The organism is Streptomyces zingiberis, assembly GCF_012034935.1.
GTDB classification, from domain to species: Bacteria; Actinomycetota; Actinomycetes; order Streptomycetales; family Streptomycetaceae; genus Streptomyces; species Streptomyces zingiberis.
Window position 1 is genome coordinate 90,801 of sequence record NZ_JAATEN010000005.1, and the last position, 26,613, is coordinate 117,413.

A 26,613-nucleotide genomic window follows, 5' to 3' on the forward strand; every position below is an offset into this window, starting at 1 on the left:
CCGTGCCGGCCGGTCGTGCGCCGACCGGCGCATACGACACAGGCACAACAGACACACTCGTCTCCGACGGACCGTACGACGACCACTCGGCGGAGGGCGAGGGCCCAGGGGCCAACTTCCGGGCCCAGAGGGCGGAATACGCGGAGTACGCCGGACCCGCGCCGGGCGGCACGGGCCGGATCCGGCCGCCCCGGCGACGGGGACCCGGAAGCGAAGGGTGCGGAGTCCGCATCGCGCCTGTCCTCCGTTCAGCCATGGCCGCCGCCGGCGGGTCCGTGTTTCCGTTCTCCTCTGCCGAGCCAAGCCAGTATCGCTGCGGAACGAGTCGTGACGGAGAGTTTCGCGCAGATCCGGTCGATGTGGTTGTTCTTGACAGTCCGGTCACCGATGAAACCGGCGGCGGCGTTCTGGCGGCTGCTCAGGCCGGAGGCGATCGCTTCCCTCATTCCCGCCTCCCGGTGGCTCCGGCCGAAATCCGCGCGCGGCCCGCGAACAGAGGGCCGCTCCGCCTCCGACTGTGCCATAGGTGATTGCGCTTGCGAAGGGGGAGGTTGACGTTCCCGTCGTTCCGTCCACTCTTCTTCCCCTGTGCCCCGGGCCGGTCGGGGCCGGGAGGGAGCGGTGGGACCCCTGCGGCTGCCGTGTGCAGATGCACCGGCCAGACGTTTGCCGCCTGCCGTCGGCCGCCTGCCGCCTGCCGTCGGCCGCGTGCCGGGACGAGGCGATACCCGCACGGCCCGGTCACCCCCCGCCCAGCAGCGCCCCGAAGTCCACGCCCGAGCCGAAGACGAAACCGGCGACCAGCAGGATCAGCGTCCCCGGCAGCATGAAGGTGGTCACCGTCAGCGTGGCCTTGGGCACGGCCCGGGCGGCCCGGCGCCGGGCGTTCTGGGCGTCGGTGCGGCGCATGTCGTTGGCGATCTGGATGAGGGTGTCCACGATGGGCGCGCCCAGTTCCTCACCCTGTTGCAGCGCGGTGACGAACATGGCGACCTGGTCGCTGTCGTTGCGCCGGCGCAGTTCGTCGAACGCCTCCCGGCGGCTGACGCCCATGTCCATCCGGCGCAGGGCGATCCGCAGTTCGTCGGCCCAGGGACCGCTGTACTGGTCGGCGACGCGTTCCAGCGCCTGCCGGAAGCTCAGTCCGGCGCTGACGACCACCGCGAGGACGTCGAGGAAGTCCGGCAGGGTGCGTTCGATGTCGGCCCGGCGCTCGCGTACGGCGGCCCAGATCCCGGCCTCCACCCAGAAGAGGCCGAAGAGGACGAGGAGCACGGCCAGGACGAACTGGCCGCGCAGCAGCATCGCCAGCGCTCCGGTGAAGCCGATGAGCCCGTAGACGGCGCGCCGGGCGGCGTAGCGGTCGAGGGTGAGGCCGCCGGGGTTGCCGGCCCGGTCGATGCGGCGGCGGACGCGGTCCGCGCGCCGTGGCCCCATCATGCGGAGCACCAGCGGCGCCCAGCGCATCCCGAGCCGGTCGACGGCCGACCCCACGGCCGTGGTGCGGGTGGCCCCGACCTCCAGAGCCACCCGCAGGTCGCCCGGGAGTTCCGTCTCCCGGCGGTAGAGCGCGACGCCGTGCACGAGGCCGACGGCGCTGAGCGCGGCGGCGCAGGCGAGCAGCAGGGCGGTCATCGGCGGGCCCCTTCTCGTTCTCGGCGGTGTCCCCGGCGCGGGGGCGGGACGGGCCCGCGCCGCGCCTCAGACATGGATCCTGGACATGCGCCGGATCAGCACGAACCCCAGCGCGTAGAGCCCCAGGCTGATCACCACCGCGGCCTGCCCGTAGAAGGAGCCGGTCATCCGCTCCAGCGCGCCCGGCATCACCCGGTCCATCAGCAGCAGCGCGCCCAGCCCGAACGCCGGGACGGCGTAGGCGGTGACGGTGACCTGGGAGAGCTGGGTGCGGACCTCGCGCCGGGTCTCCTTGCGCTCCTCCAGCGTCTGGGTGAGGTTACGCAGCGAGCCGACGACGGTGCCGCCCGCCCGGTGGGAGAGGACCAGGGTGGTGACGAGGACGGAGAGTTCGCGGGAGGGCAGCCGCTCCGCCATCTCGCCGAGCGCGTCGTCGACGGAGTGGCCGACGGCCAGCTTGTCGGCGACCCGCGCCAGTTCCTCGCCGGCCGGGGCCTCCATCTCCTCCGCGGCCATGGCCAGTGCCGTGCGCAGGGCCAGCCCGGCCTGGGTGGCGTTGGCCAGCACCCGGGAGAGTTCGGGGAGCTGGTTGATGAACCGCTCGTTGCGGCGCGTCCGCTGCCAGCCGAGGAAGGCGTACCCGGCCCAGATGCCGATGAGCGCGGCGACCGGCCCGAAGAAGGCGGCGAGGAAGGAGGCCGCGATCAGCCAGAGGGCGGCGACGGAGGCCAGCAGGAGGACGAAGAACTCACCCGGGGTGGTGTCCAGTCCGGTGGCGGCCAGCCGCTGTTCCAGCCCGCGGCCGAGGCGGGTGCGGCGCAGCCGCCGGTCCACGCCGGTGAAGCGGCGCCCCCGGCCGCCACCGTCACTCGCGGTGGCGCCGGGGGCGGAGAGCCGGTCGATGAGGTCCTGCCGGCGGGCGCGCCCGGCGGCGTAGGCGTGCACGCCCGCGACGCCCAGCGCGCAGCAGAGCAGGGTGGCGCCGAGCGTCAGCAGCGGCAGGTTCGCGTTCACGGCCATGGTCACGGCGTCAGCTCGCCTCCCGGATCGTGAGCTGGTCCTCGGAGCCCGCGATGCCGTACCCGGGCGGCACGGGCTCCCCGGCCAGGTGGAGCCGGTCCGCGACCCGGCGGGGCAGCGGGAAGAAGGTGAAGCTCCCGGTCACGGCCCGGTCCGGGCCGGCCGGGCGGGCGTCGAAGCGGGCGGCGGTGGCCAGCCGGTACGTCTCCCGGCCGTGCGAGGAGAGCAGGGCGATCTCGCTGACCCTGCGGCTGCCGTCGGTGTGCCGGGTGAGCTGGACGATGCAGTCGACGGCGCTGTTGATCTGGTCCCGCAGCGCCTCGAAGGGGATCTTCACCTCGGACATGGACGCCAGCGTCTGCAACCGCATCAGGGCGTCCTCGGCGCTGTTGGCGTGCACGGTGGCGAGCGAGCCGTCGTGGCCGGTGGACATGGCCTGGAGCATGTCGAGGGTCTCACCGCCGCGCACCTCGCCGACGATGATCCGGTCGGGCCGCATCCGCAGCGAGTTGCGGACCAGGTCGCGGACGGTGATCCGGCCCTGGCCCTCGACGTTGGGCGGGCGGGTCTCCAGCCGGATCACATGCGCCTGCTGGAGCTGGAGTTCGGCGGCATCCTCGACGGTGATGATACGCTCGCCCTCGGGGACGAGCCCGGAGAGGGCGTTGAGCAGGGTGGTCTTCCCGGAGCCGGTGCCACCGGAGACGATCACGTTGAACCGCGCCCGGACCAGGCCGGAGAGCAGCATCACCATCCGCTCGTCGAGGGTGCCGAGGTCGATCAGCTCCTGGAGCCGGTAGGCGCGGGGGAAACGGCGGATGGTGAGGGTGGCGCCGGTCAGGGCGAGCGGCGGGATGATGACGTTGACGCGCTCGCCGGAGGGCAGCCGGGCGTCCACCATCGGGTTGGCCTCGTCCACGCGGCGGTTGACGGTGGAGACGATGCGCTCGATGGTCTGCATCAGCTGCTCGTGCGAGGCGAAGCGCACGGGCACCCGTTCGACCCGGCCGGCCCGCTCCACATAGACGTGGTCGGGGCCGTTGACCATGATCTCGGTGACGGAGGGGTCCTCCAGCAGCGGCTCCAGCACGCCCAGCCCGAGCGCCTCGTCCACCACGCGCCGGATGAGCTGCGAGCGTTCGGCGGTGGAGAGGACGGGGCCCTCACGGCTGATGATGTGGCCGAGCACCCGCTCCAGGCGGGCCCGGCGCTCGGCCGCGGCGAGCGCGGACATCTCCGCGAGGTCGATCTCCTCCAGCAGCTTGGCCCGGTAGACGGCGACGAGGTGCCCGTCCTCGCGCGTGCCGCCGTCGTCCTCGGGTGAGGTGACGCGCGCCCTCAGGCTCATGGTGTGCTCCTCGGGGTGGACAGGGTGCTCGGGGTGCTCGGGGTGGCGCTCTCGGCGCGGCGGGGGGCCGCGTGACGGTCCGCCGGCGGGGCCGCTGCCGGGGCCGCCACCGGGTTCCGCGTCCGGGCCGGTCACGGGCGTCAGTCGCGGGGCATGGTCGCGCTCCGCTCCACCGGGCCGAAGTCGCCGACGCCGGGGAGGAGGGACGGGATGGTGACGCGGGCGGTGGCGGTGACCTCCTCGTCCGGGCCGCCGACGCTGATGCTCGTCCCGTCGGCGAGCCACCCGCTGATCGCGGCCCGCCCCGCCGCCACCGGGTCCACGTCGGACTCCTGGTACGAGGCGGTACGGGCGGCGGCCCGCGCCGCCGTCCCGGCCTGGGAGGCGGCGTACGCGACGACGCCGAGCTGGATCGTGGCGAACGCGACGAGCAGCAGGACGGGCACGAACCCGATGAACTCCACGGCCACCTGGCCCCGGTCACGCCCGGGCCGGCGCGGGCCCGGCGACCGTCCGGCGCGCGCCGGCGGGCCGCCGTGGCCGCGCCGCTCCGGCGCGCCGGCCGTCCGGCGCGCGGCCGGACCCGGGCGGCGGGTCCGGGCGAACGCCCCGGCCCACGCCGTCCATCGGGCCCGGGCAGGCTGCGGCGCCCGCACCCGCGCCAGGTCCGGCGTCCAGCCCCGGGCGGGGTCCGGCGGGCCCGCCGTGGCGGGCGGGCCCGCACTTCGGTCCGTTCCCGCCATCCCTGCTGCCCGCACCGGCCCCGCCGGCCCCGCCGGCCCTGCCGTTCCCGCTGTCCCCGCCATCCCTGCTGCCCCTGCCGTCCCCGCCGTCGTCATGGCCGGCCCTCCTCCGCCGCTCCGGCCTCGCCGGTGATCGTCACCGGGAAGTCCACCGTCCCGGGGAAGAGGACGGGTACCGGTAAGGCCACCCGGGCCTTCCACAGCCCGTCCGCGCGGGAGCAGCCGATCGACGCGCCGTCCCGCCAGGCCCCCGGCAGATCGGCCCGCGCGGCCTCCTGGCAGGCGGCGGCGCTCCGTTCGGCGGTGGCGGTGCGCGCGGCCCGGTCCGCGGCGTGCCCGGCCAGGGCGTAGGTGTAGCCGGTGAGCGCGCACTGCCAGCACAGGATCAGGACGACGACCAGCACCGGCACCATGCCCAGGAATTCCACCGCGACCTGCCCGCTGTCGCCGCCGCGGCGCCGCCGCAGCAGCGAGAGGGCGCCCCGGTCGCCGTACTTCTCCAGCGCCTTCCCCCGGGCCTGGCGCGAGCCGCGCCCGCCACGGGCGGCGGTGGCACCGGACGCGTCGGCGAGCCCCAGCTCCGCGGCGAGCGCCCACAGCGCCTGCTTGACCGTGGAGCGGTCGTCGAGGTCCTGCAACCGCCCGGCGTCCACGGACGGCTGGAGCTCCTTGAAGGCGGCCGGGACGGCGGTCCGGGCGGCCCGGGTGCCGGTGATCCGCTCGACCAGCGGCGGCTGGATCTCCGAGCCGCGGGTCTGCCGGTTGACGACGGTGAGGGTCTCCTCGGCCTTGCGGATCTGCAACCGGTCCCAGAGCCGGACCAGCCGTTTCGCGGCCCGCACGGCCACCACGTCGGGCGTGGTCACCATCACCGCCAGGTCGGACATCTCCACGGCCGCCGCGTTGGCCGCGTTCATCTGGGTGCCGCAGTCGATGACCACCACCTGGTAGCGGGTCCGCAGCGAGCTGACGATCTGCCGGGCCGCCCGGTCGGTGACCTCCTCGCCGCGCTCCCCCTCCGCCGGGGCGAGCAGCAGGCCGAGCCCGGTGGGGTGGTCGCAGACGGCCTCCTGGAGGACGCGCGGGGAGATGTCGCTTATCTGCGCGAGGTCCACCACCGAGCGGCGGAACTGCACATCGAGGTACGAGGCGATGTCACCGGACTGGAGGTCCATGTCGACCAGGGCGGCGCTCCGCCCGGCGGCGCGGGCCGCCAGCGCGAGCTGGACGGCGGTGACGGTGGTGCCGACACCGCCCTTGGCCCCGGTGACGGTGACGACGGTGCCGCCCGGGCCGCCCGGCCCCTCCGCGGGGGCGCCCAGATGGCGGCGCACGCCGGTGGCCCACTGCGCCGCGCCCTGGACCCGGGCGGACAGCTCCTCGTAGCTCAGCGGCAGCCCGACGAGGCCGCGCGCGCCGGAGTCCATCGCGGCCTGGAAGAGCTGCGGCCCGGCGTCGGCGGAGACGAGGACCACCCCGACCGCGGGAAAGCGGAGCGTCGTCTCCCGGATGAGGTCCAGGGCGGGCACCGGGCCGATCCGCTCATGGACCAGGACGACCTCGGGCAGTTCGTCGACGGACTCGGCGGCGAGCCGGGCGAGGGTGTCGAGCAGGGTCGTGGAGTCGCCCACCGGCGGCGCGGGCTCGGTGTCCGGGAGCTGGCCGATGAGCGTGGTGAGGGAGCGGGCGGCGTCCGTGTCGCCCACGGCCGGGAGGATTCTGGTGGTCATCCGTGCCTCACTTGTCCCCGTCGAGGGTGTACGTGCGGTCGCCGGGGCGGATGGACTCCGTGGTGCCCGGCGCGACCAGGGCGAGCCGGACGTGGGAGGCGAAGGACTCGGCGTAGGCGACGCGCTGGGCGTCGAGCGTGCCGAGGGCGAAGGTGATCGGCACCGCCTCGGTGGTGCGGCCGTTGCGCCGGTCCTCGCTGTCCCGCTCGAAGGGGGCGAGCCGGCCGACGTCGATGACCTCGGCGTTCTCGACGATCACCTTGGACTGGGGCCGCTCGCCCTCCTCCGCGCCGTCGAAGGTGGCGTAGATGTTGACGCGGGCGCCGGGACGGATCTTGCCGGCCACCCCCGTCGCCGCGTCGATCATGATGGCGATCTCCTGCTCACCGTCCTCCAGCGCCGGGCGCTCCACGATCATGTCGCGCTGGAGCAGCGAGCCCTTGCGGAGCGGGGTGAGCGCGATCTTGCCGTCGAGGTCGCGGAGATCGGTGACGGCGGTCTCCGGCAGCCACCGCTCCGGCACGCTGATCCGCTCGAACTGCGCCGCGGACAGCCGCTCGTAGGGCCGTATGTCGGTCTTCACCTCGTAGGCCGCCGTCTCCGGGCCGACCTTGGACTGCACGTCGCCGATGACCGCCAGCACGCCGGCGAAGACACCGGCCGCGCAGAGGACGGAGAGCAGCAGGAGGATCACTCCGCGGCGCTGACGTGAGTTCATGGACGTATGACCTCGTTCGGGAAGGTGTCCGGGCGGGACTCGGGGGCTGGGGCTCGGGGCTGGGAACTCGAGGGGCTTGGGGCTCGGGGTGTTCGTGCGGAGGGCTCGGGCGGGCCAGGGGCGGACGGAGCGGACGGGCCCAGGCCGGGCGCGCGGGGGTTACCCGGGAGCCCCCGCGGTGAGAGCCGCGCCGGGTGCCAGGGGCGTACCGCAGAAGGCGCAGCGGTCGCCGATCAGTTCGAGCCCGCACCAGCGGCACTCCGCGGTCCGGACCGAGGCGACGAGCTGGTACAGGACCGCCAGATCGGGGATGGCCGCCGCGAACTCGACCAGCCGGCCCGTCCCCCACCAGCGGGCGGAGCCGGCGGGCAGGGTCGCCTCCCGCACGCTCGCCACCCGCCAGGCGGGGGCGAGGGTGGTGAAGACCCAGTCGGAGGGCGGCTGGCCGCGCGCGACGACCAGCTCGGTGGCGTACCGCGGGCCGGGGGGCACGGTGCCGCCGGGCGTGACCTGGGTGAGCGCGGGCTCCGGGCCCGCCAGGACGGCGAACTGGCTGCCGGGCACCCAGGACCGGGCGTGCTCACGGAGCCCGACGGAGACGCGGTCCAGCCGGGCCACGGAGGAGAGCAGCGCCCCGGCGTGCACGTAGTGGGCGAGCAGCCGGACGGCCGAGCCGAGCACCCCGGGGCTGAACTCGCAGAGCGAGAGGCGGCGGAGCTGGTGCGCGAGGACGGCGACGGCCAGCGGCGGCAGGTCCAGCGGGAGCAGGGCGATCCGGTCGCTCTCCAGGATGGACCGCACGCCGTGCAGCCGGCGGTGGACCGCGCCCGGTCCGGCGGCCGGGTAGAGCACGATCAGATAGCCGTGGCTCTCGATCAGCGCGTAGGTCCGGGCGAGGCTCTCCTCCAGCGGCTGGTCCGGCGTCAGGACGGTGGCGGACGGCGTCTGCCGGTCGAGGGCCGGGAGGACGAGATCGGGGGCGGTGACTGCTATCGCGGTGGGCACTCAGGTCTCCCCGTTCACTCCGGCGGCCGCTCCGACGGCCGCTCCGACGCCCGCGCCCGCGGTCGTTGCCGTGGTGGTGACTGTGACCGCGACCGTGGTCACGATGGTGGACGTGGCCGCGGTTACGGCTGTGTTCCCCGTGCACGCCGCTGTGCACACCACTGCCCACACCGCTGTGCGCACCGCTGTGCACACCACTGCGCAGCGCGACCGTATCGCTACCGTCACAGCACTTTATCCGGGCCGTGGTCGTTGGAGAACAGTTCGCCGGTATCGGTGAATTCGATCTCCCCATGGCGACGGAGCACGGTCTGTCCCTTTCCGCGGAGGAGCGTGGGGAGGACCCCGGGAGGGAGCCCGGATCGGACCCTGGAAGGGGCCCCGGAACGGCCCCCGGGAGGCAGCGCCCGGTCGGCGGCGGATCTCCGCTCGGACCGGGCCGCGGAACCCCCGCTCACCAGGGCAGTTCCCTGACCTGCTGGACGCAGAGCACGACGAAGAGCAGCCCTGCCGACGTCAGCATCCCGTTGCTGAGCCAGCCGTTGCGCCACTCCCGCGGGGTGCGGCCGGAGTTGAGCAGCCACAGCAGCGTCAGGGCGAGGAACGGCATGAAGAACGCGCCCAGCACGCCGTAGGCGATCACCAGTCCGAAGGGCTGGTCGAGGAAGAGCAGGCTGATCGGCGGGAACGTCAGCCAGAGCAGATAGCCGCGGAAGGGCAGCGACTTCTCCGCGGCGCCGGTGGCGAGTTCGGCCACCGCGCCGCGTTCGTCCGCCCGGGTCCGGCGGACGTGCCGGACGAAGTCGGTGAAGAGCAGGCTGACGCCGTGCCAGACGCCGATCAGCGAGGAGAAGGAGGCGGCGAAGAAGCCGATCAGGAAGAGCTTGGCGGTGAAGGCGCCGAAGCGGGCGGCCAGCACGTCCCCCAGGTCGAGCAGGCCCCGGTCCCCCTGGTTGAGGGCGATCTGGGCGGAGTGCAGCAGTTCCGCGCCGACGATCAGCATGGCGACGACGAAGATGCCGGTGGTGATGTAGGCGACGCGGTTGTCCAGCCGCATCACCTTCATCCACCCGGGCCCCGTCCACCCCTTGGCGTTGACCCAGTAGCCGTACGCGGCCATGGTGATCGTCCCGCCGACGCCGCCGATCAGCCCGAGCGTGTAGAGGAGCGAGCCGTCCGGCAGGACGGGCACCAGGCCGGCGAGCGCCGCGGGCACGTCCGGGCCCACCCGCACCGCCACGTAGACGACGACCACGAACATCACGCCCACCAGCGCCGTCATCACCTTCTCGAAGACGGCGTAGTGGTTGAACCAGACGAAGACCAGGCCGACCAGGCCGGTGATCACCGCCCAGGTCTTGAGGCCGGGCCCGTCGGGGAAGAGCGCGACGATCGGCAGGGCGCTGGACGACATGGCCGTCGCCCCGTAGACGAAACCCCAGATGACGACGTAGATGGCGAAGTAGACGGTGGTCCAGGAACCGAGGGAGCGCCAGCCCTCGAACATCGTCCGGCCGGTGGCCAGATGCCAGCGGCCGGCGGCCTCCGCCAGGGAGATCTTGACGAGACAGCCGATGACGGCCGCCCACAGCAGCGTGTAGCCGAACTTGCTGCCGGCGATGAGGGTGGCGACCAGGTCCCCCGCGCCGACCCCCGTCGCGGCGACGACCATGCCGGGGCCTATGTACCGCCAGCGCGGCTTGCGGGGGCCCGCGGCCGCCGTCTCCGTTCCGGGAGGGGGCCCGACGCCGCTCGCCGCCGTCCTGCCGGTGTCGCCCGTAGATGTCACTGGACCGCCTCCGCTGTGCCCGTCACGCCGTCGAACCGCGCGGAACCGGCGGGCGGCCCGCGTACACGAGGTGCCATTCCCCGCGCGGGTCCGCTCCACTCCCGCGCCCCGGCGCCGCCCGCCCTGAACGTCCGGCGCCGGGGCGCAGGCGCCCGCTCCCCCGCGCCCCCGCACTCCGGCCTCCTCACACCCCAGGGTCCTGACGTCCCGGACCGGCGGGCCGGCCGGCCACCGCACCGCGCCACCGCCGTCCGGGTCGCCTCACGCACCACAACCGGTGACTTCAGTCCGGTATCAGGCGTGGCCCATTGACCAGCTCATGCCAAACCCCCACCATGGCGCACCATGCGACTGCCTTCACGCGGCCGACGGGTCACCGCCCTCGCCGCTCTTCTGACGCTCGCGCTCGCCGTCCCCCTCTCCCAGACCGGCGCGCCATCCGCCACGGACCTCACCGGCCCGGCCGGCCGCGCCGACACCTTCACCGGCGTGGCCTCCGCCGAGACGACCACCCGTCAGTACGAGGTCGCGGGCCCGTCCACCGCCGGCGGGCGGACCCGCCTCCTCGCCGGCACCGGCGTCTCCCTCGACGAGGTGCGCGACCACTCCGTGGTGGTCTCCGCCGACGCCGGCCAGGCCCGGAAGCTGCGCGAACTCGGCTACGACCTCGACCCGCTGCCCGCGCCGCCCGCCCGCCGCTCGGCGGACCGGCCGGCACGGACCCTGGACTTCCCCCCGGCCGACTCCGGCTACCACAACTACGCCGAGGCCACCGCGGAGATCAACGCCCGGGTCGCCGCCCACTCCTCGATCATGAGCAAGCGGGTGATCGGCAAGTCCTACGAGGGCCGGGACATCGTCGCCGTCAAGATCAGCGACAACGTCGGCACGGACGAGAACGAACCGGAGATCCTCTTCACCCACCACCAGCACGCCCGCGAGCACCTGACCGTCGAGATGGCGCTCTACCTGCTGCGCGAGTTCGGCGCCGGCTACGGCAAGGACGACCGCATCACCCGGGCGGTGAACGGCCGTGAGATCTGGATCATCCCGGACCTCAACCCGGACGGCGGTGAGTACGACATCGCCACCGGCTCCTACCGCTCCTGGCGGAAGAACCGGCAGCCGAACTCCGGCTCCTCCGCGGTCGGCACCGACATCAACCGCAACTGGCCCTACCAGTGGGGCTGCTGCGGCGGCTCCTCCTCCAGCCCCTCCTCGGAGACCTACCGGGGCCCGTCCGCCGGCTCCACCCCCGAGGTGAAGGTGGTCACCGACTTCGTCCGGAGCCGGGTCGTCGGCGGCAAGCAGCAGATCACGGCGGGCATCGACTTCCACACCTACAGCGAGCTGGTGCTCTGGCCCTACGGCTACACCTACTCCGACACCGCGTCCGGGCTCACCCAGGACGACCGCGACGCCTTCGCCACCGTGGGCCGCAAGATGGCCGCGAGCAACGGCTACACCGCACAGCAGTCCAGCGACCTCTACATCACCGACGGCAGCGTCAACGACTGGATGTGGGCCAACCAGAAGATCTTCTCCTACACCTTCGAGATGTATCCGCGGTCGGCCTCCGGCGGTGGCTTCTACCCGCCCGACGAGGTGATCGAGCGGGAGACCGGCCGCAACCGGGACGCGGTGCTCCAGCTCGTCGAGAACGCCGACTGCATGTACCGCTCCATCGGCAAGGAGGCCCAGTACTGCCCGGGCGGCTGAACGAACGGCTGGACCGCGGAACCGCTGAGCGGCTCGAACGACTGAACGACTGAGCCGCTGAGCGGCGGTACGAACGAAGGGCCGAACGGCCGGGGGCCGTGCCGGCACCGGCACGGCCCCCGGCCCGGGGACTCGCCACGCGCCCGGGGCAGGACGGGCGCGGACGAGGGGCGGGCGGACACGGCCGAGGGGCAGGCACCGGGGCGCCGGCGGCCCCGGAGCCGCTCAGGCCTGGGCGAGCAGCGGGTCGTAGGCCGTCGATCGCAGGCGGCCGGACATGAAGGACAGGAAGTCCCGGACGAAATCGGCCCGGTCGAGGACCGTACCGGCGCGGCCGGCACCGGGAACACCGGAGGGGCCGGAAGCCGCGGAGGCGCCGGGCACGGCGGAGGGGCCGGTGTCGCGGCGGAACGCGGTCCGGAACAGCCCCCGGTACTCGTCCGCGTCGATGTGCCCGTTGCCGTCCTTGTCGGTGGCGTCGAAGAGGACCTCGGCCACCCTGATCAGTGCGGGTCCGGCCAGGGAGGGAGCGGCGGCGGCGTACTCGCCGGCGCTGACGCGGCCGTCCCCGTCCGTGTCCAGGGCGGCCCGGAGTTCACGCCACCATGCGGCGTACGCGTCGTAGAGCCGGGTCTCCTCGGGCTCGTCCAGATCGAGGCGGGTGGACAGCTCGCGGGCCATGGCGGCGAGGTCCGGCCAGGTCACGTACCCGTCGCCGGTCTGGTCGAGCACGTCGCGGAAGAACTCCTCCGCGCCGCGTTCGGCGGCGGTACGCGACGCCGGTCCCGGTACCGGGGAGAGCGGAGTGACGAGGCGGATCAGCGCCCCGGCCCGTTTGATCCTGTCGTGCAGGGCGGTGACCGCCTTGGCCCGCGGGTCGTCGCCGCCGGGCGAGAGCGCCAGCAGGTCGGCGATCGCGTCGGCCCGGAGCAGGCCCTCCGGCAGGAACCGGGCCAGCCCGGCGGCCAGATACGCCCCCTGCATCAGGGTCTGGGCGCCGGGCGTCTCGGGCAGCCCGGCCCTCCGGCGGAACGGCTCCGGGAGCGAGGCGACGGTGATCGCCCCGATGAGCGGGCCCGCGACGGCCCGGCCGGCCGCCCACAGCGTGGGCACCCCGCTCAGCAGGGCCGGAGCGGGCAGATGGTCGAACAGGCGGTAGAGGATGATCCGCATCGCCTCCGTGTTCTCCAGCTCCTCGGCCACCACGCGGTCGTACCAGGGCCAGAACTCGGCCAGGGTGGGCGGCAGATGGCCGGGGCCCCCTTCCATGACGGCCAGGTAGGCCCGGAACTCGGCGTACAGACCTTCCATGACGTGCTGCTCCAGCGGCTGTCCGCTCACCCGGCACATGGTCACGGCGGACTCGAAGAGGGTCGCCACCACCCAGGCCCGTACCGCGGGGTCCGTCGCGGCGTAGGGGCGGCCCTGGGGGTCGGTTCCGGCGATCCGGGAGTGGAGGCGGTTCAGCCGCGCGGCCTCCCGGAGCCGTACCTGTTCGTCGTCCCCGAACATGCGCCGCAGACTCTCGAAGGTGTTCCGGAGCCGCCGCCACGGGTGGGCGACGAACGTGGAGTTGTCGATCAGCGCCGCGCCGACCTGCGGGTGCGCGGCCTCCAGCACGACCGCCCGGACCATGGCCGGCCCCCAGCGCGGATCGTCGAAGAGTTCCCGGAAGTACGGGGCGGTGCCGGGCGACGGATCGGCTCCGTCCGCCGCGGCCGGCCGCGGGCCGCCGGGCCGGGGCTCGGCGCCGGACTCGTCCTCGGTCCGGCCCCGGGTCTCGGTCTCGGTCTCGGTGCCGAGCGGGGTGCCGGTGCCGGTGGTGCCGGTCGGACCGTGCTGGGCCGCGCTGCCGGGGCGTCCGCCTTCTGCGGTGGTCACGTCGGGGGTTCTCCCTTCTGGTCGGGGGTCTGGTCAGGGGTCTGGCCAGGAGTCTGGTCAGGGGTGTCACCGGGGATCTGCTCGGGGAACCGGCCGGGGGCGCGCCGGGAGACGGGGCCGGGGTCCCGCTCGGGCATCGGGCCAGGGGGGCCGCTCGGAGGCCCGCCCGCCTGCCCGGCCGGCGGCACGCCGCCGAAGCGGCGGTCGCGCTGCCGGTAGCTGTGCAGGCAGGCGAGGAAGTGCGGCGCCCGGAAATCGGGCCAGAGCACGTCCGGAAAGACCCACTCCGCGTAGGCGACCTGCCAGAGCATGAAGTTGGAGATGCGCTGTTCCCCGGAGGTCCGGATGACCAGGTCCACGTCGGGCGTGTCGGGGAAGGGCAGATGGGCGGCGAAGCTCCGCTCGTCCACCGCCTCGGCCGCCACTCCGGCGCGTATCAGCGACCGGGCGGCCGCGACGATGTCCCCGCGTCCGCCGTGGTCGAACGCGACAGTCAAGGTCATGCCGCGGTTCTCACCCGTCAGGGTCATCAGGTCGGCGAAGTCCCGGGCCAGCTCCGGGGGAATCCTGGGGTCACTCACCCCGAGGAAACGGCAGCGGACCCCCCGCGCGAGCAGCAGCGGGGCGTGCTTGCGTACCACCTCGCGGACCAGCCGCATCAGATAGTCGACCTCGGCGCCCGGCCGGCTCCAGTTCTCGGTGGAGAAGGCGTACAGGCTCAGCCACTCCACGCCCGCGGCCCGGGCCGCCTCGATGACGTCGATGACCGTCGTCTCCGCGGCCCGGTGCCCCGACGTCCGCGGCAGCGACCGCCGGGCCGCCCACCGTCCGTTGCCGTCCATGACACAGGCCACGTGCCGGGGGACCCGGCGCGACCGGTCGCCTCCGGCGGACCGGGCCCCGGGGCCGGAACCGGGACCGCCCCTTGTCTCGTCCGCGGTGTGCCTCACGATCACGTCAGTCCTCCGCCCGCAACTGATGACACCCCGGCGCGGCACCGCCCACGAACCGGCCGGGTCCCCCGCCGGCCTCGTCACGAGGCGGCACGGCCCGCCCCTCACCGCCGATCAATAGGGTGATCGGGAGAGTGTGACGATCGCACCTGAAGCAGAGTGGCAGCCCCCGAATCCGGTCGCGGCGACCGCGCTCCACCTTCACCCTGCGAACTGCTGACCGAATCTTGCGGTGCCGCCTTCGACGTGGTCGCCTTCGCCGTGACTGCCGGCCTCGCCCTCCTTCCCGGCTCTCACCCCCTGGTCCCGGCCCCGCTCCGGCGCACGGTGACGGCTCCCCCGCCCACGGCCCCCGCGACACCCCCTCCCCGCCCGCCCGCGAGGCGCCGAACGGCCCCTGCCCGGCCCTCGTCCGGGACACCGCCCCGGCTCGCCCTCCGCCGGGCGATCGAACCGTCCCGGCCCGACGGGGTAGGGCAGGGACGAGGAAGCACGCCCGCACACCCGCGCCCGGGAGGCCCGATGACCGCCGACCACACCACCGGCCCGACCACCGATCCCGCCACCGGACCTCGTCCCGCCCCCACGTCCGCGGCGACAGCCGTCACCGTGCCCCACGGCCCGGCCGGCCCCACCCCGGAGGCCGTCGCCGAACGGCTCGCCACGGAGACCGTGGACCACCGTTTCAAGGGTCTCCCGCCGGACGCGGAAGGGCTCACCGTGGGCGAACTGGCCGCCCAGCGTCGCTCGTTGTTCACCGGCGGCTTCACCACCCCCGTCCTGGCGCTCTCGGCCGAGGCGCTGGAACACAATGTGGCGCTGATGGGCCGGTACGCCGCCGCCCATGGCCTGGCCCTCGCGCCACACGGCAAGACCTCCATGGCCCCCGCGCTCTTCGCGCGCCAACTGGCCCACGGCGCCTGGGGCGTCACGGTGGCCGTGCCCCACCAGATGCGGGTCTGCCGGGCCTTCGGCTTCCGCCGGATCTTCCTCGCCAACCAGCTCGTCGACCCGGCCGCGCTGCGCTGGCTGGCCGCGGAACTCGACGCCGACCCGGCGTTCCGCTGCGTGGTCTACGCCGACTCGGTGCGCGGGGTCGAACTGATGGACGCGGCCCGCACCGCCTGTGGCGCCTCCCGCCCGCTCGATGTCGTCATCGAACTGGGCGCGGGCCCCCACGCCCGCACGGGGGTGCGGACCGAGGACGAGGGCGCCGCGGTCGCCGCCGCCGTGACCCGGGCCCGCACCCTGCGGCCGGCCGGGGTCGCCGGCTACGAGGGCGAGGTGCCGGACGCGGACCCCGAACGGGTCACGGCCTGGCTGCGCCGGCTGGTGGCACTCGCCGTCAGGCTGGACGCGGAGGGCCACTTCACGCACCTCGCCCCGCCGGCCGGGGACGGTGAGGCGGCGGAGGGCGGCGAGATCGTGGTGAGCGCGGGCGGGAGCGCCTGGTTCGACGCCGTGGCGGAGGTGTTCGCGGAACTCCCGGAACTGTCCCGGCCGGTGCTGCGGCTCCTGCGCTCCGGCGCCTACGTGAGCCACGACGACGTCCACTACCGGCGGCTGACGCCTTTCAACCGCGTCCCGCAGGAGGGCGCCCTGCGGCCCGCGTTCCGCCTCTGGACCCAGGTGCTCTCCCGGCCCGAGCCGGGCCAGGCGTTCCTCAACGCGGGCAAGCGCGACGCCCCCTCCGACCTCCACCTCCCGGTTCCCCGCCGGGTGCGGTCCGCGCGGGACGGGCGGGAGCGGCCCGCCACGGGCCTCACGGTGCGGGCCCTGTCCGACCAGCACGCCTGGCTGGACGTCACCGGGGAGGGGGAGGCCCTGGAGGTGGGCGACTGGGTGGCGCTGGGGCTGTCGCATCCGTGCACCGTCTTCGACCGCTGGCAGCTCATCCCCGTGGTGACGGAGGAGGACGGGACGGTGGTGGATCTCGTCCGCACCTTCTTCTGACCGCGCCTCCTTCCGACCGCACCTTCTTCTGACCGTGCCTCCTTCCGACCGCGCCTTCTTCCGGCGCCCTCACCCCTCCGACGTCCACGGCGCACCGGCTGCCCCACCCCGGTTCCGCCGGTGCGCGGCCCCGGACCCCGCCGGTCCCGCCGCACCGGGATCCCGGAGTCCTCCGGCGGCCGTGCCCGGCCCCCGGCCCCGGCCGGTCCCGTTCCCGACCTGGCGGGGAGCGCGGCCGGGGCGGGCCCGGGGGCGCGTGGCGGACGTCACATTCGCCCGGCGAACACCACCCACGGACCGCCCCCGGGCTCCGCGACCGCCCCGGAGGACGCCCCGGACCCAGCTCCGCCCGGGACCGGCCCGCCGCTCCCTCGCCTCCACTTTCGAAGCCGTGCCGGGTCGGCCGGCCGCACTTCCGTATGCGCCGGGCGGCGTCCGCTTCCGCATCGAAGACGGCCGCCGGCAGACCCGGCTCCCGCCCCGCCGCCCGCCGCCCGCGCGGGCGTTCCGCGGGAGGCACCGGGCGGTGGGCCGGGGCCGTCCGGGCGGCGGACCCGCGTGGCGGAAAACACCGAGCGGCCCCCCGCGGGCCGCCGTATCGTGGCGAACATGCAGGTGATCCAGTCAACGAAGCTCGCAAACGTCTGCTACGAGATCCGGGGACCGGTTCTGGAGGAGGCGATGCGGCTGGAGGCGGCAGGGCACCGCATCCTCAAGCTCAACACGGGCAACCCGGCGCCGTTCGGTTTCGAGTGCCCCCCGGAGATCCTCGAGGACATGCTCCGCACGCTGGGCACCGCCCACGGGTACGGAGACGCGAAGGGGCTGCTCACCGCCCGCCGCGCGGTCATGCAGCACTACCAGACCCAGGGCATCGAGCTGGACGTCGAGGACGTCTACCTCGGCAACGGCGCCTCCGAGCTGATCCAGATGTCGATGCAGGCGCTCCTCGACGACGGGGACGAGGTGCTGGTCCCCGCCCCCGACTATCCGCTGTGGACGGCCGCGGTGTCCCTCTCCGGCGGGACGGCCGTGCACTACCGCTGCGACGAGCAGGCCGACTGGATGCCCGATCTCGCCGACATCGAGCGCAAGATCACCGACCGCACCAAGGCGATCGTCGTCATCAACCCGAACAACCCCACCGGCGCGGTCTACGACGACGAGCTGGTCCGCGGCATCACGGAGATCGCCCGCCGCCACCATCTGATCGTCTGCTCCGACGAGATCTACGACAAGATCCTCTACGACGGCGCCACCCACACCCCCACCGCCGCGATCGCCCCGGACCTGCTGGTCCTCACCTTCAACGGCCTCTCCAAGTCCTACCGGGTCGCGGGTTTCCGCAGCGGCTGGCTGGCGGTCTGCGGCCCCAAGGAACACGCCTCCAGCTACATGGAGGGGCTGACGATCCTCGCCAACATGCGGCTGTGCGCCAATGTGCCGGCCCAGCACGCGGTGGCGGTGGCCCTCGGCGGGCGGCAGTCGATCAAGGAACTGGTGCTCCCGGGCGGGCGGCTGCTGGAACAGCGGGACACGGCGTACGAACTGCTGACCCAGATCCCGGGCGTGACCTGCGTGAAGCCCAAGGGGGCGCTGTACGCCTTCCCCCGCCTCGACCCCAAGGTCTACAAGATCAAGGACGACCGGCAGATGGTGCTGGACCTGCTCCGCGCCGAGAAGATCATGATCGTGCAGGGGACGGGCTTCAACTGGCCCGAACCCGACCACTTCCGTCTGGTGACCCTGCCGCACAAGGAGGATCTGGCGGACGCGGTCCACCGGATCGGCCAGTTCCTCGACGGCTACAGCCAGTACTGACCGCACCGGCCCCGGCGGTGGGCCCGGCCGTCCGGGCCGCACCGTCGCGCCGTTCCCCGGGAAGGGCCTCCGTTCCCGCCATACCGGCGGGCGGAGGCCCTTCCCGCGTCCGAGCACCTTCTTCCGGCGGCGCGGGGCGGGCTTCCGGTGCGGGGTTCTCCCGGCCGGCGGAGGACCGGGAGCAGCGGGTCCGCGCCCTCCGCGGGCCCACCGCCGCCCCACCGGTGAACCCCGGCCCCACCGGCACCACGCCCCCGCGAAGAGCCGGGAACTCCGCATGCGAACGGAGTCAACTTTAGACAGGTTCCAAGGTAGGATGGCCGCCTCATCCGAGGAGGCCCACCATGTACGAACCGATCCGCTCCAAGTCGGTCCACGCCATGGGAGAGCCGACGTCGCTGCCCCGCCGGACCCGCAGGGAGGAGCTGGACATCCAGCTCGCCGGACACCTGGCCACGCTGCTCGCCGTCACCGACGAGCTGCGCACCCTCGTGCCGGACGACTCCCTGGACCGGGCCGCCGAGCGGCTGGCCGAGCGGATCGCCGCACTGCGCGGTTCCCGCCCGGCCCGCGCCGCCGTCGTACCCGTATCCGGCGAGCCGGACGCCGACCGCCTCACGGCGCTGCACCGGCGGGCGCACATGCTCGCCGGGCGGGCGCTGGTGGTGGCCGCGTCCCGGGCGGACACGGGCGCCGCGATCCTCTCCGCCGAGCGTATGGACGCGCACGCCGCCGCTCTCGGTGGCGCCGATTCCGCCCTCTCGGGGGCGGGCCGCTGACGCGCCGGGGCCGCGCGGCCCGGCGACAGGGCCCGCGACCCCGGCGCCCCTCCCCGAACCCGAGACCCGGCGGGCCGGGGAGCCCCGGTACGTACCCGGGTCCACGGAGCCGGGACCACCGAGCCGGGGCCCGGCAGGACCGATCCGGCAGAGCCGCCGGGCCCGGCAGGACCGGCAGGCCCGGCAGGCCCGGCAGGCCCGGCAGGCCCGGCAGGACCGGCAGGACCCCCCGGAATCGGCGGAACGGGCACGAAAACCGGTGGCCGGGTGCGGTACGTGCCGCACCCGGCCACCGGTTTCGCCCAGGAGGCGGGGGAACGCGGAGGGGAGTCACCGCGTCCGTCCCTCCGGCGCGCGGGAGCCGACCACCCGCGCGCGGGACCCGGACGCGCCGCCGGCCGTGAGGGCCGGCGGCCGCGACCGCCGGATCAGCCCAGCCGCTCCACGAGCGCCCGGTACTCCTCCCACATCTCCTTCGGCGTGTGCTCGCCGAAGGTCTCCAGGTGCTCCGGGATCAGCGACGCCTCGTGGCGCCAGGTCTCCCGGTCCACGCCGAGCAGGAACTCCAGCTCCTCCTCGGAGAGGTCGAGCCCCTCGGTGTCCAGGGCGCCCTTGGCCGGCACGATGCCGATGGGCGTCTCGGTACCCTCGCCGCGCCCCTCCAGGCGCTCGACGATCCACTTGAGCACCCGGCTGTTCTCACCGAAGCCCGGCCACACGAAACGGCCGTCGGCGTCCTTGCGGAACCAGTTGACGTAGTAGATCCTCGGCAGCTTCCCCGGGTCGGCCCGCTGACCGGTCCGCACCCAGTGGCCCATGTAGTCGCCCATGTTGTAGCCGCAGAACGGCAGCATGGCGAACGGGTCGCGGCGCAGCTCCCCGACCTTGCCCTCGGCGGCGGCCGTCTTCTCGGAGGCGACGTTGGCGCCGAGGAAGACCCCGTGCTGCCAGTCGAAGGACTCGGTGACCAGCGGGACGGCGGAGGCCCGGCGCCCGCCGAAGAGGATCGCCGAGATCGGCACGCCCGCCGGGTCCTCCCACTCGGGCGCGATGGTCGGGCACTGCCCGGCCGGGACGGTGAAGCGGGCGTTGGGGTGGGCCGCCGGGGTCCCGGAGGCCGGGGTCCAGTCGTTGCCCTTCCAGTCCGTCAGGTGCGCCGGGGGCTCCTCGGTCATGCCCTCCCACCAGACGTCACCGTCGTCGGTGAGCGCCACGTTGGTGAAGACGGAGTTGCCCCAGAGGGTCTTCATGGCGTTGGCGTTGGTGTGCTCGCCCGTGCCCGGGGCGACGCCGAAGAAGCCGGCCTCCGGGTTGATCGCGTAGAGCCGGCCGTCCTCGCCGAAGCGCATCCAGGCGATGTCGTCGCCGATGGTCTCCACGGTCCAGCCGGGGAGGGTGGGCTCCAGCATGGCGAGGTTGGTCTTGCCGCACGCGGAGGGGAAGGCCGCGGCCACGTAACGGGACTCGCCGCGCGGCGGGGTGAGCTTGAGCACCAGCATGTGCTCGGCGAGCCAGCCCTCGTCCCGGGCCATCACCGAGGCGATGCGCAGCGCGTAGCACTTCTTGCCGAGCAGGGCGTTGCCGCCGTACCCCGAGCCGTAGGACCAGATCTCGCGGGTCTCGGGGAAGTGCGAGATGTACTTGGTGGAGTTGCAGGGCCAGGGCACGTCCTGTTCACCCTCGGCCAGGGGGGCGCCCAGGGTGTGCACGGCCTTGACGAAGAAGCCGTCGGAGCCGAGCTCGTCGAGGACGGGCCGCCCCATCCGGGTCATGGTGCGCATGGCGACGGCGACATACGCGGAGTCGGTGATCTCGACCCCGATCGCGGAGAGCGGCGAGCCGAGGGGGCCCATGCAGAAGGGCACCACGTACATCGTCCGGCCGCGCATGGAGCCGCGGAAGACACCGTTCTCACCGGTGAAGATCTCCCGCATCTCGGCGGGGGCCTTCCAGTGGTTGGTGGGGCCCGCGTCCTCCTCCTTCTCCGAGCAGATGAAGGTGCGGTCCTCGACGCGCGCCACGTCGCTCGGGTCGGAGGCCGCGTGGTACGAGCGGGGCCGCTTGACCGGGTCGAGCCTGGTGAAGGTCCCCTTGGCGACCAGTTCCTCGCACAGCCGCTCGTACTCCGCCTCGGAGCCGTCGCACCAGACCACCCGGTCCGGCTGGGTGAGGGCGGCGATCTCGCCGACCCAGGTCACCAGCTCCCGGTGGCCGGTGGGGGGTGGGGTGGCCACGGGGGTACCGGGGCCGCCCCCGGGAGACACAGCGCTGAGCGCCACGATCACTCCGTTCCGCCGGAACCGCGCCGCTCCGGCGTCAGATAGCGAGGGTCACGACGGGCATCCCTGTCCCTGATGCCCGTCGGCGCACGCCACGCCCGGTGCGGGCGCCGCGTGCGGGTGTTGCCCCGTGGGGGCCGCGACCCGGATGCCGCACTCCTGCTCATCCATGCTCATCCGGTGTCGACCGCACTCATTTGAGTGTCCGCTTCTCCAGCTCATCTGTCCAGAGGGCCTCCCATGTGAGCATGAACACGCGCCGTTCCCCGCCGATCACCCCTGATCACCCCTGATGTCCCTCCAGTTCTCCCCGAAGGACCACCGTCGGCGGCAAGAACCTACGCATGCGTAGCTAGCATTGGCCTATGACTGCCGCATCCGATGCCTCCCGCGAGGCCGTCCGTGCCGAGGACCCCGAGCACCCCGCACACCCCGGGAACGCGCCCACCGAGGGCCCCGGCGTGGTCCCGCTCGACCTCCACCGGCCGGTCAAACCGCGGTTGCGGGGCTGGCTGCACGCGGGCATGTTCCCCGCGGTGCTGGTCTCCGGGATCTTCCTCACCGCGCTGGCCGACACCACCGAGGGACGGGTCGCCTGCGCCGTCTACACACTGAGCGCCTGCCTGCTCTTCGGCGTCAGCGCGCTGTACCACCGCGGCAACTGGGGGCCGCGCGCCACAGCCGTGCTGCGCCGGCTCGACCACGCGAACATCTTCCTGATCATCGCGGGCACCTACACCCCGCTGACGATCCTGCTGCTCCCCGACGGCACCCGCGAGGCACTGCTCTGGGCGGTCTGGGGCGCCGCCATCGCCGGAATCGCCTTCCGGGTGCTGTGGGTCGGCGCGCCGCGCTGGCTCTACACGCCCTGCTACATCGCGATGGGCTGGGCGGCGGTCTTCTTCCTGCCGGACTTCATGCGGGCGGGCGGGGTCGCGGTCCTCGTCCTGGTGATCGCCGGCGGGCTGCTCTACAGCGCGGGCGGGGTCATCTACGCGCTGAAACGGCCCAACCCCTCACCGCGGTTCTTCGGCTTCCACGAGGTGTTCCACTCGTTCACGCTGGCGGCCTTCGTCACGCACTACGTGTCGATCCTGCTGATCGCGCTCTGATCGACCGCGCTCCGGTCGCGCTCCGATCCCGGTCACCGCCCGGCCCGTCCGCCTTCCGACCGGGCCGGCGGCCGGTCGGGACCGGGCCCGGGAGCGTCGGGGCGCCGTGCGCGCCGGGGCCCGGCCCCCGGCGTCCGTGGCGTCCCTGGCGTCCCTGGCGTCCCTGGCGTCCCTGGCGTCCCTGGCGTCCCGAAGTGTGTCCGGCCCGCCTGGCCTCACGGCAGACCGGACGCCCCGAACCTCCGTGTCCCGAACCGCCGCCTCCCGGGTCGCCGGGAGGCGCCGGCCCCGTACCCCGGGCGCTCAGCCGCCGTGGCCGTCCGGGCCCGCGAGCCGTCCGGCCAACTCGTCCGGGTCCGCGGTGGGCCGCTCGCAGACGAAGCCCCGGCAGACGTACGCCGCCGGACGGCCGTCCAGCAGCGGCCGGTCCCGCAGCAGGGGCGGCTCCTCGGCGCCGGGTTCCCCCAGCGCGACGACCGCCCCGGGCGCCGTCCCCAGCAGCGCCGTGCGGTGCAGCTCGCGCGTCGCCGGGTCACCGGCCGGGCCGATCACGGCCACCTCGCGCGGCCCGTCCAGCGCGGCCTCCGCGACGGCGAGCCCCCAGCCGGTGAACCGCGGGACCCGCGGGGCCAGCGCGCGCACCACGCCGAGCGCCTTCTCCGCGGCCTCACGGTGCGCGGAGCTGCCGGTGTACGCCGCGTACGACAGCAGCGCGCCCGCCGCGGCGGACCAGCCGGACGGGGTGGCCTGGTCGGCCGGGTCCTGCGGGCGGCGGATCAGCCGCTCGCCGTCGTCCGGCGTGTCGTGGAACGCCCCGTCCTCCCCGCGGAAGTGGCGCAGGACGGTGTCGAGCAGCAGCCCGGCGAACTCCACCCAGACGCCCTCGCCCGTGACGGAGGAGAGCGCGAGGAAGCCCTCGGCGACGTCCGCGTAGTCCTCCAGCACCCCGGCGTTCGCGCCCGCCCGGCCGTCGCGGGAGGTCCGGGCGAGCCGGCCGGATTCGTCCAGGTGCACCCGGACCAGCAGGTCCGCCGCCTCCGTGGCGGCCTCGACCAGGTCGGGGCGGTCGAAATAGGCACCGGCCTCCGCGAGGGCGGCCACGGCCAGGCCGTTCCAGGCGGCGACCACCTTGTCGTCCCGGCCGGGCCGGGGACGGCGGTCGCGGGCGGCGGTCAGCCGCTCCCGGATCGCGGCGATCCGCTCCCCGTCGGTCAGCCCCTCACCGGGCAGGCGCAGCACGGACGCGCCCTCCTCGAAGGTGCCGTCGTCCGTGACCCCGAACCAGCCGGCCGCGAGCCTCGCGTCCTCCTCGCCGAGCACCTCGCGGAGCTGCCCGGGCGTCCAGACGTAGAACGCGCCCTCGGCGTGCGGCGCCCCGCCACCGGCCGCGCTCCCCCCGGGGCCGTCCGCGCTCCCCCCGGCGCCGTCCGGCACAGCGCCGTCCGGCACGGCGCTGTCGGCGTCCAGCGCGGAGGCGAAACCGCCCTCGGGGGTGCGCAGTTCGCGCAGGAGGAAGCCGGCCGTCTCCAGCGCCACCCGGCGGGCCAGGTCCGAGCCGGTGGACCGCCACAGATGCGCGTACACGCGCAGCAGCAGCGCGTTGTCGTACAGCATTTTCTCGAAGTGCGGCACGATCCAGTCGCGGTCCACCGAGTAGCGGGCGAAGCCGCCGCCGAGCTGGTCGTAGAGGCCGCCGCGGGCCATCGCCTCGCAGGTGTCGGCGGCCATCTGGAGCGCCGCCTCGGAGCCGGTGCGGGCGTGGTGGCGGAGCAGGAACTCCAGCACCATCGACGGCGGGAACTTCGGCGCCCCGCCGAAACCGCCGCGCGCCGCGTCGTAGTCGCGGGTGAGCGCCAGCAGCGCGGCGTGCAGTTCCTCCTCGCCGGGCGGCACGGCGCCGTCGCCGCCGAGGGCGAGGGTACGGGAGGACAGCTCCCGGGTGATGCGCCCGGCGACCTCACCGACCTCGTCGCGGCGGTCGCTCCACGCGGCCACCACGCCCTCCAGCACCTGCCGGAAGGAGGGCGTGCCGGCGCGCGGGGCGGGCGGGAAGTAGGTGCCGAAGTAGAAGGGCTCGGCGTCCGGGGTGAGGAAGACCGTCATCGGCCAGCCGCCGTGGCCGGTGGCGGCCTGCACGGCCTCCATGTAGACGGCGTCCACGTCGGGCCGCTCCTCGCGGTCGACCTTGACGGCGACGAAGTGGGCGTTGAGGTAGCGGGCCGTCTCGGCGTCCTCGAAGGACTCATGGGCCATCACATGGCACCAGTGGCAGGCCGAGTAGCCGACCGACAGCAGGACGGGCACACCACGCCGCCGCGCTTCCTCGAACGCCTCCTCCTGCCAGGGCCACCAGTCCACCGGGTTGGCGGCGTGTTGCAGCAGATAGGGCGACTGCGAGTCGGCCAGGCGATTCATACCCACCATCGTTGCATGATCCCGGCCGGCGGATCCGGCACCGTCACGCGGCCGGCCCGGGGTGGCGCCGGTGGCACGCCGTGGCCGCTCCGCCGGCCTCCCCGCGGCGAGGTGCCGTGACGTGGCGCCGGACCGCTCGGGGAGACGGCGGAGGGCGGGAATCATCGCGCTGACTTGAACGTTCAAGTCAATGCCGGATTTCCCGGCACCGGAAGGGAAGGAACGCCATGACCACGCAGTTGGTCGGCAGGAGCTTCAGGTTCGACCTGGGGCCGCTGAAGGTGAGGTTCACCTTCGACTCGCCGTCGCAGGGCAGCTTCGTCGTGGAGGAGGGCGGGGGACTCGCCCCGGACGGCCACGCCGAGACCGTCACGCTCGACCTGAAGAAGATCCGCGACGGTGTCTACCTGAACTCCTGGACCGAGGCCGGCGGCGCCACCGTCACGCACGTGGAGGACTTCGCCAACGCGACGCTCTACTCCAACGTCACCGTCGACGGCCACCTGTACCACCTCGCCGGAACCATCACGGAGGCATGACCATGACCGGCAGTACCGTCACCGAAGACGGCCAGGCACAGCGGAACACCGAGATCGTGGTCACCGCGATGCGTGAGCTCTTCGTCGAGAAGGACCTCACCGCGCTGGACCGCTACTGGGCCGAACCGTACGTGCAGCACAGCCCCCAGATGCCCGACGGCCTCGGCACGCTGCGCGCCGCCGTACCCGGCCTGCGGGGATTCTCCTGGGAGCCGCAACGCACCGCGGCCCAGGGCGATCTGGTGTTCACCCACAGCATCGTCCACGGCTGGGCCCCCGGCCCCGTGGTGATCGTCGACATCTTCCGCCTGGAGAACGGCCGCATCGTCGAGCACTGGGACGTCGTACAGGAGCTCACCCCGCCCGGATCGACCGCCAGCGGCAACCCGATGGTCTGACGTTACGGGCGCGTGGGAGGGGCGGGGCGACCGCTCCGCCCCTCCCACCGGGGGCGAGAGGATGAGAGGGTGACGCCACCACCGAACACCGGGCGCGGCATCCGCGCACGAACCGGCCCCGACGACGGCCCCGGCCGGGCCGCCGTATGGCACGACCTGATTCTCGCAACGCACCTTCTCGAGACCGCCCTCGAACGGCAGACCCAACGTGACGGCGGGATCTCACACGGCCACTTCAAACTTCTCGTGCTCCTCAGCGCCGCCGAGGACCGGACCCTTGGGCTCAAGAGCCTCGCCGACGTCCTCCGCTTCTCGCAGAGCCGCGTCAGCCACGCCCTCGCCGCTCTCGAACGCCAAGGGCTCGTCACGCGCCGCCCCGTGGCGGGCGGGCGCCGCGCGTCCGAGGCGACACTGACCCGCGAGGGACAGCTCCTCGTCAGCCGCGTGCTCCGCTCCCAGCGCCGCGAGATCCGCGACCCGCTCTTCGACGGACTCGGCGAGACCGCGACCGCCGCGCTCGGCGACGCCGGTGCGCGCATCGTCAGTTTTCTCGACGGCGATCGAACGGCTGCGCCCCAGCGGGCGGACGACGGACGCGGGACCGCCCCGGCGACGGACGGTCCCTGAACCGCCCCGGCCCGGGCCCGGTCCCGCCCGGCGGTCCCGAACTGCGCGACGTTCTGCGCGCCCATGCCCTGAAGGAAGGGAAGCTCCTTCCTCCGGGACGGGGTGGCAGGCGGACCCCGTCGCGGCCGGCGGCCGCGGCGGAGCCTCAT

The 26,613-nt window shown here is 74.0% G+C and carries 20 protein-coding genes and 1 pseudogene; 8 read left to right on the forward strand and 13 right to left on the reverse strand.

What is annotated here, in order from left to right; genetic code table 11:
• Window positions 1–248 precede the first annotated feature (248 nt).
• The 9 genes from HCK00_RS08215 to HCK00_RS08255 all read right to left on the reverse strand — a co-directional run bounded on the left by HCK00_RS08215 (window position 249) and on the right by HCK00_RS08255 (window position 9,988).
• Window positions 249–524: a LuxR C-terminal-related transcriptional regulator gene (locus HCK00_RS08215; RefSeq protein WP_277348197.1), complete on the reverse strand. Its 276-nt coding sequence runs from the start codon at window positions 522–524 to the stop codon at window positions 249–251.
• A gap of 217 nt (window positions 525–741) precedes the next feature.
• Window positions 742–1,635, reverse strand: a complete 894-nt coding sequence (locus HCK00_RS08220) for a DUF5936 domain-containing protein (protein WP_168101139.1) — start codon at window positions 1,633–1,635, stop codon at window positions 742–744.
• Window positions 1,636–1,701: 66 nt separating this feature from the next.
• Window positions 1,702–2,655, reverse strand: a complete 954-nt coding sequence (locus HCK00_RS08225; RefSeq protein WP_168101345.1) for a type II secretion system F family protein — start codon at window positions 2,653–2,655, stop codon at window positions 1,702–1,704.
• Between the two features lie 10 nt (window positions 2,656–2,665).
• Window positions 2,666–4,003, reverse strand: coding sequence for a TadA family conjugal transfer-associated ATPase (locus tag HCK00_RS08230; RefSeq protein WP_168101140.1), 1,338 nt, complete (start codon window positions 4,001–4,003; stop codon window positions 2,666–2,668).
• Between the two features lie 140 nt (window positions 4,004–4,143).
• On the reverse strand, window positions 4,144–4,467 hold the full coding sequence (locus HCK00_RS27460) for a TadE/TadG family type IV pilus assembly protein (RefSeq protein ID WP_311765209.1): 324 nt from the start codon (window positions 4,465–4,467) through the stop codon (window positions 4,144–4,146).
• Between the two features lie 371 nt (window positions 4,468–4,838).
• Window positions 4,839–6,476 (reverse strand): CpaE/TadZ family protein, encoded by a 1,638-nt coding sequence (locus HCK00_RS08240; RefSeq protein WP_168101142.1) that lies wholly within the window; start codon window positions 6,474–6,476, stop codon window positions 4,839–4,841.
• 7 nt (window positions 6,477–6,483) lie between these two features.
• Window positions 6,484–7,194 carry a Flp pilus assembly protein CpaB gene (cpaB, locus tag HCK00_RS08245; protein ID WP_168101143.1) on the reverse strand — a complete coding sequence of 237 codons (711 nt, stop codon included), beginning with the start codon at window positions 7,192–7,194 and terminating at the stop codon, window positions 6,484–6,486.
• A gap of 159 nt (window positions 7,195–7,353) precedes the next feature.
• On the reverse strand, window positions 7,354–8,199 hold the full coding sequence (locus HCK00_RS08250; protein ID WP_168101144.1) for a zinc ribbon domain-containing protein: 846 nt from the start codon (window positions 8,197–8,199) through the stop codon (window positions 7,354–7,356).
• A 454-nt stretch (window positions 8,200–8,653) separates the two neighbouring features.
• On the reverse strand, window positions 8,654–9,988 hold the full coding sequence (locus tag HCK00_RS08255; protein ID WP_311765210.1) for an Nramp family divalent metal transporter: 1,335 nt from the start codon (window positions 9,986–9,988) through the stop codon (window positions 8,654–8,656).
• 345 nt (window positions 9,989–10,333) lie between these two features.
• Between HCK00_RS08255 and HCK00_RS08260 the strand changes: the two genes are divergently transcribed.
• The gene (locus HCK00_RS08260; RefSeq protein WP_168101145.1) at window positions 10,334–11,707 is read left to right on the forward strand and encodes a M14 family metallopeptidase; all 1,374 of its coding nucleotides are present in this window, start codon (window positions 10,334–10,336) and stop codon (window positions 11,705–11,707) included.
• Between the two features lie 225 nt (window positions 11,708–11,932).
• Here HCK00_RS08260 and HCK00_RS08265 read toward each other — a convergent pair whose 3' ends face one another.
• Together HCK00_RS08265 and uppS are read right to left on the reverse strand one after the other, a co-directional pair.
• Window positions 11,933–13,588, reverse strand: coding sequence for an oxygenase MpaB family protein (locus HCK00_RS08265; RefSeq protein WP_311765211.1), 1,656 nt, complete (start codon window positions 13,586–13,588; stop codon window positions 11,933–11,935).
• Window positions 13,589–13,767: 179 nt separating this feature from the next.
• A pseudogene (gene uppS / locus HCK00_RS08270) lies at window positions 13,768–14,430 on the reverse strand (polyprenyl diphosphate synthase); the annotation flags it as partial.
• 633 nt (window positions 14,431–15,063) lie between these two features.
• Between uppS and HCK00_RS08275 the strand changes: the two are divergent.
• From HCK00_RS08275 to HCK00_RS08285, 3 genes are all read left to right on the forward strand, one after another.
• A complete protein-coding gene (locus HCK00_RS08275) occupies window positions 15,064–16,494 on the forward strand; it encodes an alanine racemase (RefSeq protein ID WP_168101147.1) in 1,431 nt (476 codons plus the stop codon).
• Between the two features lie 609 nt (window positions 16,495–17,103).
• The gene (locus HCK00_RS08280) at window positions 17,104–18,315 is read left to right on the forward strand and encodes a pyridoxal phosphate-dependent aminotransferase (protein WP_168101148.1); all 1,212 of its coding nucleotides are present in this window, start codon (window positions 17,104–17,106) and stop codon (window positions 18,313–18,315) included.
• 344 nt (window positions 18,316–18,659) lie between these two features.
• Window positions 18,660–19,094: an SCO4983 family protein gene (locus HCK00_RS08285; protein ID WP_168101149.1), complete on the forward strand. Its 435-nt coding sequence runs from the start codon at window positions 18,660–18,662 to the stop codon at window positions 19,092–19,094.
• Between the two features lie 428 nt (window positions 19,095–19,522).
• Here the strand turns inward: HCK00_RS08285 and HCK00_RS08290 are convergent, their stop codons facing one another.
• Window positions 19,523–21,328 carry a phosphoenolpyruvate carboxykinase (GTP) gene (locus HCK00_RS08290; protein ID WP_168101150.1) on the reverse strand — a complete coding sequence of 602 codons (1,806 nt, stop codon included), beginning with the start codon at window positions 21,326–21,328 and terminating at the stop codon, window positions 19,523–19,525.
• A 569-nt stretch (window positions 21,329–21,897) separates the two neighbouring features.
• On the opposite strand from HCK00_RS08290, the gene trhA reads away from it, so the two are divergent.
• Window positions 21,898–22,485 carry a PAQR family membrane homeostasis protein TrhA gene (gene trhA, locus HCK00_RS08295; protein WP_240965405.1) on the forward strand — a complete coding sequence of 196 codons (588 nt, stop codon included), beginning with the start codon at window positions 21,898–21,900 and terminating at the stop codon, window positions 22,483–22,485.
• Window positions 22,486–22,788: 303 nt separating this feature from the next.
• On the opposite strand, the gene HCK00_RS08300 is transcribed toward trhA, so the two are convergent.
• Window positions 22,789–24,900 carry a thioredoxin domain-containing protein gene (locus HCK00_RS08300; protein ID WP_168101152.1) on the reverse strand — a complete coding sequence of 704 codons (2,112 nt, stop codon included), beginning with the start codon at window positions 24,898–24,900 and terminating at the stop codon, window positions 22,789–22,791.
• Window positions 24,901–25,127: 227 nt separating this feature from the next.
• On the opposite strand from HCK00_RS08300, the gene HCK00_RS08305 reads away from it, so the two are divergent.
• The 3 genes from HCK00_RS08305 (at window position 25,128) to HCK00_RS08315 (ending at window position 26,464) form a co-directional block, all read left to right on the forward strand.
• On the forward strand, window positions 25,128–25,439 hold the full coding sequence (locus tag HCK00_RS08305; RefSeq protein WP_168101153.1) for a MoaF-related domain-containing protein: 312 nt from the start codon (window positions 25,128–25,130) through the stop codon (window positions 25,437–25,439).
• 2 nt (window positions 25,440–25,441) lie between these two features.
• Window positions 25,442–25,837: a nuclear transport factor 2 family protein gene (locus HCK00_RS08310; protein WP_240965373.1), complete on the forward strand. Its 396-nt coding sequence runs from the start codon at window positions 25,442–25,444 to the stop codon at window positions 25,835–25,837.
• A 69-nt stretch (window positions 25,838–25,906) separates the two neighbouring features.
• The gene (locus HCK00_RS08315) at window positions 25,907–26,464 is read left to right on the forward strand and encodes a MarR family winged helix-turn-helix transcriptional regulator (protein ID WP_168101155.1); all 558 of its coding nucleotides are present in this window, start codon (window positions 25,907–25,909) and stop codon (window positions 26,462–26,464) included.
• The last annotated feature ends 149 nt before the right edge of the window (window positions 26,465–26,613 follow it).

Coding starts and splice junctions, on each gene's coding strand:
- HCK00_RS08215 (WP_277348197.1), bottom strand. CDS start 524: ATGGCACAGTCGGAGGCGGAGCGGCCCTCTGTTCGCGGGCCGCGCGCG.
- HCK00_RS08220 (WP_168101139.1), bottom strand. CDS start 1,635: ATGACCGCCCTGCTGCTCGCCTGCGCCGCCGCGCTCAGCGCCGTCGGC.
- HCK00_RS08225 (WP_168101345.1), bottom strand. CDS start 2,655: ATGGCCGTGAACGCGAACCTGCCGCTGCTGACGCTCGGCGCCACCCTG.
- HCK00_RS08230 (WP_168101140.1), bottom strand. CDS start 4,003: ATGAGCCTGAGGGCGCGCGTCACCTCACCCGAGGACGACGGCGGCACG.
- HCK00_RS08240 (WP_168101142.1), bottom strand. CDS start 6,476: ATGACCACCAGAATCCTCCCGGCCGTGGGCGACACGGACGCCGCCCGC.
- cpaB (WP_168101143.1), bottom strand. CDS start 7,194: ATGAACTCACGTCAGCGCCGCGGAGTGATCCTCCTGCTGCTCTCCGTC.
- HCK00_RS08260 (WP_168101145.1), top strand. CDS start 10,334: ATGCGACTGCCTTCACGCGGCCGACGGGTCACCGCCCTCGCCGCTCTT.
- HCK00_RS08275 (WP_168101147.1), top strand. CDS start 15,064: ATGACCGCCGACCACACCACCGGCCCGACCACCGATCCCGCCACCGGA.
- HCK00_RS08280 (WP_168101148.1), top strand. CDS start 17,104: ATGCAGGTGATCCAGTCAACGAAGCTCGCAAACGTCTGCTACGAGATC.
- HCK00_RS08285 (WP_168101149.1), top strand. CDS start 18,660: ATGTACGAACCGATCCGCTCCAAGTCGGTCCACGCCATGGGAGAGCCG.
- trhA (WP_240965405.1), top strand. CDS start 21,898: ATGTTCCCCGCGGTGCTGGTCTCCGGGATCTTCCTCACCGCGCTGGCC.
- HCK00_RS08300 (WP_168101152.1), bottom strand. CDS start 24,900: ATGAATCGCCTGGCCGACTCGCAGTCGCCCTATCTGCTGCAACACGCC.
- HCK00_RS08305 (WP_168101153.1), top strand. CDS start 25,128: ATGACCACGCAGTTGGTCGGCAGGAGCTTCAGGTTCGACCTGGGGCCG.
- HCK00_RS08310 (WP_240965373.1), top strand. CDS start 25,442: ATGACCGGCAGTACCGTCACCGAAGACGGCCAGGCACAGCGGAACACC.